This is a genomic window from Nocardiopsis sinuspersici (assembly GCF_001998325.1).
In the GTDB taxonomy this organism is placed as follows: Bacteria; Actinomycetota; Actinomycetes; order Streptosporangiales; family Streptosporangiaceae; genus Nocardiopsis; species Nocardiopsis sinuspersici.
In genome coordinates this window covers 2,025,832-2,037,175 of the sequence record NZ_MCOK01000001.1, presented here as the reverse complement: position 1 = coordinate 2,037,175, position 11,344 = coordinate 2,025,832, and the positions used below count along the sequence as shown (strand labels likewise).

The following is an 11,344-nucleotide window of genomic DNA, read 5'->3' as shown; positions in this document are numbered from 1 at the left end:
CCGACGCCGCCCGGGAGCGCACACACCCACACCAGGAGGCAGCAGTTGAGCACCGTGCAGGGCGCGTCCCCGCGTCAGATCGTGGTCGTCGGCAACGGAATGGTCGGCGCCCGCTTCGCCGAGGAGGCGGCCCGCCTGGACCCGGCGGGGGAGCGGGCCCACATCACCGTGGTCGGCACCGAAGAACACCACGCCTACAACAGGGTCCTGCTCTCGGGCGTGGTCGCCGGGGACTACACCCCCGACCAGATCCGCCTGCCCGTCCCCCACACCCCGGGCGTGACCGTGCGCACCGGCACCACCGCCACCGCCCTGGACACCGACAACCGCACCCTCACACTCGACGACGGCACCCACCTGCCCTACGACGAACTGGTCATGGCCACGGGCGCACGCGCCGCCTTCCCCCCCATCACCGGCGTGGCCGACCCCGACGGAACCCCCGGAGAGGGAGTGACCGCCCTACGCGACCTGGCCGACTGCCGGCGCCTGCTCGCCCTGGCCGCCCCGGGCGCACCCGTGGTGGTCCTGGGCGGCGGCATCCTGGGCCTGGAAGCCGCACGCGGCCTGGTGGGCCGGGGCATGCGGGTGTCGGTGGTGGAGTCCTCCCCCTGGATCATGCGCCGCCAGATCGACCAGCCGGCCGCACGCATCCTCGCCCAGCGCTACGCCGCCCTGGGCGTGGCCGTGCACTCCTGGCGGGTGGCCGCACGCTGGATCCCCGGCACCGGCCTGGAACTGGACGACGGCCGCATACTGCCCGGCGACGCCCTGGTCGTCACCGCCGGGGTGCGCGGCAACACCGAACTGGCCAAGGACGCCGGCATCGAGGTCGAGCACGGCATCGTCGTGGACGACCGCCTGTCCACCTCCAACGCACGCGTGCACGCCATCGGCGACTGCGCCCAACACCCCGGAGGCGGCGCGGGACTCATCCAACCCGGCTGGGAACAGGCCGCGGTCCTGGCCCGGCGCCTGACCGGAACCGCACCCGAGGCGCTTTACACCGGAGCCAGGCCGCTGACCCGCCTCAAGGCCCAGGGCATCGAACTGACCGCGTTCGGGCAGGTCCACGAGGAGGAGGACGCCCACGGCCTGGAAACGGTGACCATCAGCGACCCCTACGGCGGCCGCTACGCCAAGCTCTCGGTACGCCAGGAGAAGGTCGTGGGCGCGGTACTGCTGGGCTTCCCCGAGGCCGCGGCCACCCTGGCCCAGCTCTACGACACCGGAGCCCCCGTACCCGCCGACCGGCTCGCCCTGCTCCAGGGGCTCCCCACCGCCACCCCCGACCAGGACCGGGAGGAGCCCACGTCGCTGGTGTGCCGGTGCAACGCGGTCTCGCGCACCGACATCGAACAGGCCTGGCTGGACGGGGCGCGCACCCGCGAGGCCATCGCCCGGCGAACACGCGCCACCACCGGCTGCGGCGGGTGCGTACGCGACGTGCAGGCGCTGCTCTCGGGGATGCAGGACCAGACCAACGCCCCGGTCGGCTAGGACCGTGTCTCCTTGAGGCTGCGCTTCGCCTGGTGCCCAGACGCCGAAGGCAGGGAAACCTTCGGCAGCCCCGTCGGCGCCCCCGCCACCCCCAGCGGCACAAGGCCGAGTCCACCGAACAGACCCAGGGGCCTGGGCGGCCACCGGCCCACACGCTCGCGCGACAGGCCGGCGTGCCCGCTGCGGCGGGCGCGCCCCTGCACCGTGCGCACCGGCACCTCACACCGGTCCAACACCCCGCCGCCGTGCGAGTCCGGCCGGGCGGCCCCACGCGCCCCCGCTCAGCGCACCGTCAGGGCCACCACCGCACAGACCAGAGCAGCCAGGGAGACCAACGTGCGCAGGTGGTTCCAGCGCACCCACACCGCCTCGAAGGCGCCGCGCACCGCGGCGGGGTCCGCGATCCGCCCGGCCGGACCCGCACGGTCCAGGGCGTCGTTGCGCGGCACGTTGACGGCGAAGGTCACCACCAGCGCCGCGCACAGGCACACCAGCGCCGCACCCGACCACACGGCCGCGGCCACGGCCCCCGCGACGGCGTACAGCACCACACAGGCCAGCACCGCCACCGGGGCGCCGACGAAGACCACGGCGAAGTACGGATTGAGGATGGCCGCGTTGACGCCCTGCATGGCCTCGATCATCACCCGGTCCCCGGACCTGCCCAGACCGGGCATCACCGAGACCGAGAACGCGAAGAACAACCCGGCGAAGAGCCCGGTCACCACCACGGCGAACACCGGAACCACCACGTGCACCATCTCCGCCACGCCCCACCCCGAGTCCGTCCTCAACCGCACACCTGGCCGGATCCTACGCCCAGACCGACCGGACCCACCCCCGGCCCTCGAACCCGCGCCCACCCGCCCCACGCCGGCGGGTCTCAGCCGTGCCACTCGCAGAAGAGCACGGTGGCGTCGTCGCCGAACCGGCCGTGGTGGTACTCCAAAACCCCGTGCACCAGGCGGCGCAGCGTCTCGGGAACCGGCATGTTGTCGGCCTGGTGGCGGATGACGAAGTCCACGAACCGCTCCACACCGAACTCGCGCCCCTGGGAGTCACGGGCCTCGATGATGCCGTCGGTGTAGAGCAGCAGCCGGTCGCCGGGCTCCAACTGCTCACGGCACACCGTGACCGGCAACCCCAGGTCCATCCCCAGCGGGTGGGAGGGCTCGCACTCCAGGCTGCGCACCTGGTTGTTGCGGATGAGCACCGGCGGCAGGTGACCGCAGTTGACCCAGTGCAGCTCACCGGTGGTCATGTTCAACTCGGCCAGGACCGCGGTCGCGAAACGGGTGCGCACGAACTCCTGGATCAGGGTCTCCTCCACCCCCCGGCACATCTGGGCCAGTTCGGTGCCCTTGCGGCGCTCGTTGCGAAAAGCCCCCACCGCCAGGTTCGCGATCAGCCCCGCGGCGGTGTCGTGCCCCATCGCGTCGAACATCGCCAGGTGCGCGACCTCACCCGCCACGGCGTAGTCGAAGGCGTCCCCGGCGTTGTCGTAGGCCGGCTCCGTGGCGGCCGAGATCGTCACCCGCGAATCAGCGAAGGTGCCCGGCGGCATGAGCGTCCACTGCATCTCCGCCGAGACCGACATGGGCTTGGTGCGCACCAGACGGGCGTAGGAGTCGCTGTTGGAGCGCTTGGCGATGACCAGCAGGGCCACCATCGAGGCCAGATCCCGCATCGCCGAGCGGTCCGGATCGCCCGCGTACCCCACGTGCATCACACCCAGACGCTGGGCGCCCTCCAACACCGGCACCCAGTACCGGTGCTCACCCTCCACCCGCACGGTCACACCCGTCACGTAGGCCTGTCCGGCCAGGGAGTCGTTCACGCTCAGGGCCTCACCGCCCTCATGGGCGTCCAGCCCCACACCGGTGAACTCACGCAGCACCTGCTGCTGATGATCGGCCAGGTAGACACGGGCCTGGGACAACTCGGCGCCCTCGGCCTTCTTGGCGATCAACGAGGGCAACTCCTCGAAGGTGGCAAGATGACCGGCTCGCACCAGGGAGATCATCAACTCGTTGGACGCGTGTTGCACCGGCATGGCACACCCCGGTTTCTGGCACGTTGGGCGTTCTCCTGGAACCCCCTACCCGCCGCCTCGCCTCTGGACCACAGGACTCATCGTCGCACGGCCACGCGCGAACCGAAACAGCCCCGAACCCGCCTGTGACCAGCCGATACCCGCTACTTGACCCACCACACGGAAAAATCCCCGCCCCGCGCCCGAAGCGGCCACCACGCAAGTCAGCCCCTCCCGGCCCGGTGTGCCTTGTCCAACGCCGCCACCAGCACCTCCACCGGCTGGGCGCCCGAGAAGGCGACGGTCTCGTCGATGACGAAGAAGGGCACACCGCCCGCGCCCAGGCGCCGGGCGGCGTCGATGTCCTCACGCACGTCCTGGGCGTAGTCCCGACCCTCCAGCACCCGGCGCACCTCACCCTCCTCCAAGCCGGCCTGGGCCGCCACCTCCACCAGGGTCCGCGCCTGGCTCAGATCCCGGCCCAGCACCAACTGCGCGCGCATGAAGCACTCGTGCGCCCACCCGCCCAGACCCCGCTCGCGGGCCAGGTGCAACAGGCGGTGGACGTCGAAGGTGTTGACCATGACCCCCGACTCGAAGCGATACTCCAGCCCCTCCTGGGCGGCCACCCGGGTGACCTGCTCGGTCATCGCACGCACCTGCTCCACCGAAGCACCCATCTTCTGCGCCAGAGCGTCATAGACCGGCTGGCTCACCCCCCGGGGAAAAGAGGGGTCGAGCTGGAAGCTGCGCCAGAGCACCTCGACCTCACCAGCGTGCTCGAACCGCTCCAACGCCCGCTCCAGACGGCGCCTGCCGATGTAGCACCACGGACAGACCACGTCGGACCACACCTGGACCTGCACGAGAGCATCCCCCCTCACACACCCGGAGCCAAGGCGTTCTCGACCCCGCACCACCGCCCGCCCACACCCCGACAGGCACACACCACCGCCGCGCCGCGCCCGCGCACCGAAACGCGTGCCCACCCCGACCCGGGGCGCAGCGCACACCGGGAGCGCAACACCAACGGCACACACCACCGCCCATCCTGACCACAAGCCCCACACCTGTCCACGCCCACCGGCGCACAGGCCCCTCCCGCGCCAAGCAGAACACCCCGGTACGCCCCCCGCCCCACAGGCATGTGACCAAACACCCAACCGCCCCCGACCGGCCCCGCACAACCATCCCACCCTGGGACTTCACCCCGCCCCACACCCCATCACGCACACGCCACCTGCGACAGGAGCACAACGAAACAACCGCGTCACACACGGCTGACCCCGGGGAAACACCCTGCGGGTTGCCTGAAACACGTCCGACCCCGCAGCAGGAGGAGCCGCACACCCATGGAAGAACTCGTCGTCATCGGCAACGGCATGGTCGGCCACCGACTCATCGAGGCCCTCCACGACCGCGACAGCGCCCACCGCTGGCACATCACCGTCGTGGGCGAGGAACCCCGCACCGCCTACGACCGCGTCGCCCTCTCCTCCTACTTCGACGGCGCCACCGCCCAGGACCTGTCCCTGGGCCAGGTCAGCGGCCCCCACGTGGACGTGCACGTCAACGAACGCGCCACCCGCATCGACCGCGCCCACCGCACCGTCACCACCACGACCGGCCGCGTCCTGCCCTACGACCGCCTGGTCCTGGCCACCGGCTCCACCCCCTTCGTACCCCCCATCCCCGGCCACGACCTGCCCGGCTGCCACGTCTACCGCACCATCGAGGACCTGGACGCCATCACCGCCTCCGCCCACGGCGCCCGCACCGGCGTGGTCATCGGCGGCGGCCTGCTGGGCCTGGAAGCCGCCAACGCCCTACGCCTGCTGGGCCTGCGCGCACACGTGGTCGAACTCGCCCCCCACCTGATGCCCGCCCAGATCGACGAGGGCGCCGGATCCCTCCTGCGCAACCTCATCACCGACCTGGGCGTACACGTGCACACCGGCACCGCCTCCACCGCCGTCCACGCCGCCGACCACGGCCGCGTCTCCCACCTGACCCTGGGAGAGGACACCCGCCTGGACGCCGACCTCGTCGTGTTCTCCGTGGGCATCCGCCCCCGCGACGACCTCGCCCGCACCGCCGGACTCAAGGTCGGCGAACGCGGCGGCATCGTCATCGACGACACCTGCACCACCAGCGACCCCCGCATCCACGCCATCGGCGAAGCCGCCAACCACCAAGGCACCGTCTACGGCCTCATCGCCCCCGGCAACGCCATGGCCGAAGTGGTCGCCGACCAGCTCCTGGACGGACAGGCCACCTTCACCGGCGCCGACACCTCCACCAAACTCAAACTCCTGGGCGTGGACGTGGCCAGCTTCGGCGACGCCCACGGCCGCACCCCCGGCGCCCTGGACGTGGTCGTCAACGACGCCGCCGGCGGCCGCTACGCCAAACTCGTCCTCTCCGACGACGCCACCACCCTGCTCGGCGGCGTCCTCGTCGGCGACGCCACCGCCTACGCCACCCTGCGCCCCCTGGTCGGATCCCCCCTGCCCGACGACCCGCTGACCCTGATCACCCCCGAGGGCACAACCGCCCTGGGCGCCGACGCCCTCCCCGACTCCGCACAGATCTGCTCCTGCAACGCCGTCACCAAGGGCGAACTGACCCAGGCCATCGACCACGGCAACCACGACGTGCCCGCCCTGAAGGCCTGCACCAAGGCGGGCACCAGCTGCGGCTCGTGCGTGCCCATGCTCAAACAGGTCCTCGCCCAGGCCGGCATCGAACAGTCCAAGGCCCTGTGCGAACACTTCCCCCAGTCCCGCGCCGAACTGGTCCAGACCATCCGCGCCACCGGCACCACCACCTTCTCCGCCCTCATCAGGGCCCACGGCACCGGACACGGCTGCGACATCTGCAAACCCACCGTCGCCTCCATCCTGGCCTCCCTGGGAAGCGGACACATCCTGGAGGGCGAACAGGCCACCCTGCAGGACACCAACGACCGCTACCTGGCCAACATGCAGCGCAACGGCACCTACTCGGTCGTGCCCCGCATCCCCGGCGGCGAGGTCACCCCCGACAAACTCATCGTCATCGGCGAGGTCGCACGCGACTTCAACCTCTACACCAAGATCACCGGCGGCCAACGCATCGACCTCTTCGGCGCCCGCCTGGAACAACTGCCCCACATCTGGCGACGCCTGGTCGACGCCGGATTCGAATCCGGCCACGCCTACGGCAAGTCCCTGCGCACCGTCAAGTCGTGCGTGGGCACCACCTGGTGCCGCTACGGCGTCCAGGACTCGGTGGGCCTGGCCATCCGCCTGGAGGAGCGCTACCGGGGCCTGCGCTCACCCCACAAACTCAAGTCCGCCGTCTCCGGATGCGCCCGCGAATGCGCCGAGGCCCGCGGCAAGGACTTCGGCGTCATCGCCACCGACCAGGGCTGGAACCTGTACGTGGGCGGCAACGGCGGCTTCACCCCCCGCCACGCCGATCTCCTGGCCGGCGACCTGGACGAGGAAACCCTCATCCGCTACATCGACCGGTTCCTCATGTTCTACGTACGCACCGCCGACCGCCTCCAGCGCACCGCACCCTGGATCGAATCCCTGGACGGGGGCCTGGACCACCTGCGCGAGGTCATCGTCCACGACCGCCTGGGCATCGCCGACGAACTCGAAGCCGCCATGGACGAACACGTGGCCTCCTACACCGACGAGTGGGCCGCCGTCCTGGCCGACGAGGACAAACTCGCCCGCTTCGTCTCCTTCGCCAACGCCCCCACCACCCCCGACCCCACCATCAGCTTCACCACCACCCGCGACCAGCCCGTACCCCGCACACCCGTCAACCTGGGCATGCCCGCCCACCGCCCCCAGGAGGCCACCCGATGACCACCACCACCCAGACCCGACCCACCACCTGGATCGACGCCTGCCCCACCCACCGGCTCCACCCCGAGGACGGCCTCGCCATCCTCCTGCCCGACCACACCCAGATCGCCCTGTTCCGCACCCGCGACGGACACCTGTACGCCGTGGACAACATCGACCCCTACACCGGCGCCGCCGTCATCTCCCGAGGTATCGTCGGCGACCGGGCGGGAGAGCCCACCGTCGCCTCACCCATGCTCAAGAACGTCTTCTCCCTACGCACCGGCCAGAGCCTGGACGACACCGGCGTACACCTGAGCACCTGGCCCGTACGCCAGGGCCGAACCACCGTGCAGATCGCCACCCGCGCCAAGGAGAACACACCATGAACACCCTGCCCCACGCACCGCCCGCACCCGCCACCACCGCACCCCTGGCCGGGTTCACCGTCGGCGTCACCGCCGCACGCCGCGCCGAGGAACTGAGCGCCCTGCTACGCCGCAAGGGCGCCCAGGTCATCGCCGCACCCGCCCTGCGCATCGTGCCCCTGAGCGACGACCAGCGCCTGGCCTCGGTCTCGGACCAACTCGCCCACCGCCCCGCCGACATCGTCGTGGCCACCACCGGCATCGGCTTCCGCGGCTGGGTGGAGGCCTGCGACACCTGGGGCACCGCCCAGGCACTCCTGGAGGGCATGCGCTCCTCACGCCTGCTCGCACGCGGCCCCAAAGCCAAGGGCGCCATCCGCGCCGCCGGACTCACCGAGGAGTGGTCACCCCCCTCCGAGTCCTCGGCCGAGGTCCTGGACCACCTCCTGGCCCAGGGGGTGCGGGGCCTGCGCGTGGCCGTCCAACTCCACGGCGAACCCCTGCCCGACTTCACCGCCGCCCTGCGCCTGGCCGGAGCCGACGTCGTCGAGGTCCCCGTCTACCGGTGGACCCAACCCGAGGACACCGCACCCCTGGACCGCCTCATCGAGGCCCTCACCACCGGGGGAGTGGACGCCCTCACCTTCACCAGCGCCCCCGCCGCCGCCGGACTCCTCACCCGCGCCCACACCACCGGGCACCACGGCGCACTCCTCCAAGCCCTGCGCGGCGACGTCCTGGCCATGTGCGTGGGCCCGGTCACCGCCCGCCCCCTCATCGCCCACGACATCCCCACCGTGTGGCCCGAACGCGCCCGCATCGGCGCCCAGGTCCGCAAACTCACCGAAGAACTACCCGCACGCTTTCCCACCCTGTCCGTGGCCGGGCACCGCCTGCGCCTGCGCGGCCACGCCGTCCTGGTCGACGGCACCGTCCACACCCTCTCGCCCACCCTCATGCGGCTCATGCGCGCACTGGCCCACAAACCCGGACAGGTCCTGGACCGAGCCCGCCTGCTCACCTGCCTGGGCGAGGACGCCGACGCCCACGCCGTGGAAACCGCCGTGGCCCGCCTGCGCACCGCCCTGGGCGACGCCCGCATCGTCCAGACCGTCGTCAAACGCGGCTACCGCCTGGCCCTGGACACCACCGACCAGCCCTGAGACCCCCCGAGCCCACGGCCGCGCCAGAGCACGGAAGGAAACAGCGGCGCCCGCCCCCGCCGGAGCCCCGCCCACACCACACGATGAACCGACACCCGACCCTGCTGCTGGCCGTCCACGGCACCCGCGACCCCCACGGCACCGCCGTGGCCCACTCCCTGGCCCTGCGCGTGGCCGAGGTGACACACCGACCCACCCGCCTGGCCTTCGCCGACGTCCTGGCGCCCTCCGTCGGCGACGTCGCCGCCACCATCCCCGGCCCCCTGGTGGCCGTGCCCGCCTTCCTGGCCTCGGGCTACCACGTGCGCACCGACATCCCCCGCCAGCTCGCCCTGGCGGGCCGCGCCGACGCCGTCATCACCCCCGCCCTGGGCGATCACCCCGCGGTCCTGGACACCGCGGTGCGCCGCCTGGTCCAGGCCGGCCACCGCCCCGGCGACGCGGTCGTGCTGGCCTGCGCCGGAACCTTCGACCCCCACGCGCGCGCCGAACTCGACCAGGCCCGGGCCCGCATGTCCCAGCGCCTGGGCGCCCCGGTGAGCCTGGGCTTCATCGCCACCGGCCATCCCACCCCCGCCCAGCAGGTACGGCGCCTGCGCTCCCAAGGACACCCACGGGTGGCCCTGGCCAGCTGGCTCCTGGCCCCGGGCCTGTTCCACGACCGCCTGGCCGGCGCGGGCGCCGACGTGGTGGCACGCCCCCTGTGCCCGGACCCGGCCATCGCCCACGCCGTGGCCGCCCGCTACCACCAGGCCGCCATCGCCCAACCCGCCTGAGACCACCGGGCCGCCAGAGCCCGGCGGGAAGCACCCGAGGCCCCAGGAGCAGGAAAGCGGGGGAGAGGGGAAAGGGGAAGGGAAGGGCCGACCGGGCGCACCCCGCACCAGGGGAGGGGCGCACCACCGGCACACGCACACCACACGCGTGGCCACAACCGGCCGCGCCGGCCCCGGCACGCACGACGGGCCACCGGACCGGGCACACCCCGACGGGGACCCACGCCCCGCACGCCCCGGCCCACGCAAGGACGCACATGCCCGCACCATCCACACCCCTGGACTTCCACGACCCCCGAAGCGACCGGGCCGTCGGAGCGCTCTTCGGCGCCCCGCTCGCCGCGGCCCTGATCGGCGCACCCCCCGCCCTGGCCACACCCTTCACCGACCCCGCCCACCACCCCGCACGCCTGATCCTCGCCGCACTGAGCGACCTGAACGGCCCCCACCACCTGCCCCAGGCACCCGCCGACCCCGTCCAGCACGCCTGGGCCCAGGTACTGCGCACCGCCGCCCGCACCGGCACCACACCCACCAGCGCCCCCGCCCTGGAACACACCACCGCCCAGGACCCCATGGGCGCCTCATGGCGGGCCCTGACACGCACACCCCGCCCCACCCACGACCCCGCCCACGGATCCTTCGCCTGCACCCACCTCACCGACGCCCTCCGGTACGCCCACACCAGCGCCGGAGACCAGGCCGCCCTGCACACCGCCGTCCTGGCCGCCGCCCTGTGGGGCGCCTCCGCCCTGCCCCTGGGCGCCCTGCGCCACCTGTCGCGCACCACCGACCCCCACACCCTGACCGTCACCGCCCTGACCGGCGCCCGCGGCCCCCACCCCCGTCTGTGGCCCCAACACCCCGTCCTGGTCGACGAACCCCGCCGCCTGCCGCCCTTCGCCGTCCCCCACCCCCTGGACCCCCACGTCCTGCTCGGCAACCTGGACCACCTGCGCGCCCACCCCGACACCGTCGACGCCGTGGTCTCCCTGTGCCGCACCCACCCCAGCGACGCACCCCACCTGCCCGACCACGACTGGGTACGGGTGTGGCTGCACGACCGCGCGGGCGCCAACCCCAACGTGCACTTCACCCTGGACGAGGCCGCCGCCGCCCTGGCCGCCCTGCGCGCCGAGGGCAAACGCGTCCTGCTGCACTGCTGGGCGGGCGCCTCACGCACACCGGCCGTGGCCACCCGCTACGCCGTGGCCACCCTGGGCGCACCCCCGCTGCCCACCCTGGCCACCATGATCCGCACCGTCGGCGGACACCTGGACAACCCCGCCCTGTCCCGGGCCGTCGCCCAGCTCAGCGGAGTGGACCTGCCCGACCCCGCCCGCACCCTCTTCCCCCACGGCGTCCCGCCCCGGCGCCCCGAACTACCCGCACCCCACATCACCGGATGAGGAACAAGAACGACCAGCAGGGCTCAGGAGACACGAACGACCCCTCGTGACAAGTTCCACAAACCACCCCTTTCCGGTACCGTTACCCTCGCGTGACCCCTAGGATCTGCGCCCAGACCCCCGCGCACCAACGGCGGTCCCGGCTCCACCCGCGCCACGCCCTCCCGCACCCGGGGCGTCGCACCCCGCGCCCCTCTGCCACGGCAGCCGCGCACCACATCCCAGGAGCGGACCGCCACGCCCCGTCTCCCACCCGA

Annotated in this window: 9 protein-coding genes; 6 read left to right on the top strand and 3 right to left on the bottom strand. The window is 72.6% G+C overall.

The genetic code is table 11. The annotated features are described in order from the left end of the window. Positions 1-45: 45 nt before the first annotated feature. The gene (locus tag NOSIN_RS08575) at positions 46-1,500 is read left to right on the top strand and encodes an FAD-dependent oxidoreductase (protein WP_077690222.1); all 1,455 of its coding nucleotides are present in this window, start codon (positions 46-48) and stop codon (positions 1,498-1,500) included. A gap of 281 nt (positions 1,501-1,781) precedes the next feature. On the opposite strand, the gene NOSIN_RS08570 is transcribed toward NOSIN_RS08575, so the two are convergent. From NOSIN_RS08570 to NOSIN_RS08560, 3 genes are all read right to left on the bottom strand, one after another. Next, a complete protein-coding gene (locus tag NOSIN_RS08570) occupies positions 1,782-2,270 on the bottom strand; it encodes an anthrone oxygenase family protein (protein WP_077690221.1) in 489 nt (162 codons plus the stop codon). A 113-nt stretch (positions 2,271-2,383) separates the two neighbouring features. Next, on the bottom strand, positions 2,384-3,553 hold the full coding sequence (locus tag NOSIN_RS08565; RefSeq protein WP_077690220.1) for a PP2C family protein-serine/threonine phosphatase: 1,170 nt from the start codon (positions 3,551-3,553) through the stop codon (positions 2,384-2,386). A gap of 203 nt (positions 3,554-3,756) precedes the next feature. After that, positions 3,757-4,398, bottom strand: coding sequence for a DsbA family oxidoreductase (locus NOSIN_RS08560; RefSeq protein ID WP_077690219.1), 642 nt, complete (start codon positions 4,396-4,398; stop codon positions 3,757-3,759). A gap of 486 nt (positions 4,399-4,884) precedes the next feature. On the opposite strand from NOSIN_RS08560, the gene nirB reads away from it, so the two are divergent. The 5 genes from nirB (at position 4,885) to NOSIN_RS08535 (ending at position 11,087) form a co-directional block, all read left to right on the top strand. Beyond that, positions 4,885-7,392 carry a nitrite reductase large subunit NirB gene (gene nirB, locus NOSIN_RS08555; RefSeq protein WP_077690218.1) on the top strand — a complete coding sequence of 836 codons (2,508 nt, stop codon included), beginning with the start codon at positions 4,885-4,887 and terminating at the stop codon, positions 7,390-7,392. Beyond that, entirely contained in the window at positions 7,389-7,760 is a 372-nt protein-coding gene (gene nirD / locus NOSIN_RS08550) for a nitrite reductase small subunit NirD (RefSeq protein WP_077690217.1), read from the top strand. Before nirB ends, nirD begins: the two co-directional genes overlap by 4 nt. Beyond that, positions 7,757-8,902 (top strand): uroporphyrinogen-III synthase, encoded by a 1,146-nt coding sequence (locus NOSIN_RS08545; protein WP_077690216.1) that lies wholly within the window; start codon positions 7,757-7,759, stop codon positions 8,900-8,902. The genes nirD and NOSIN_RS08545 overlap by 4 nt, the downstream gene beginning before the upstream one ends. 83 nt (positions 8,903-8,985) lie before the next feature. Continuing rightward, complete coding sequence (locus NOSIN_RS08540) at positions 8,986-9,678, top strand: sirohydrochlorin chelatase (RefSeq protein ID WP_077690215.1); 693 nt, start codon at positions 8,986-8,988, stop codon at positions 9,676-9,678. A gap of 257 nt (positions 9,679-9,935) precedes the next feature. After that, positions 9,936-11,087, top strand: coding sequence for a protein-tyrosine phosphatase family protein (locus NOSIN_RS08535; RefSeq protein ID WP_077690214.1), 1,152 nt, complete (start codon positions 9,936-9,938; stop codon positions 11,085-11,087). The last annotated feature ends 257 nt before the right edge of the window (positions 11,088-11,344 follow it).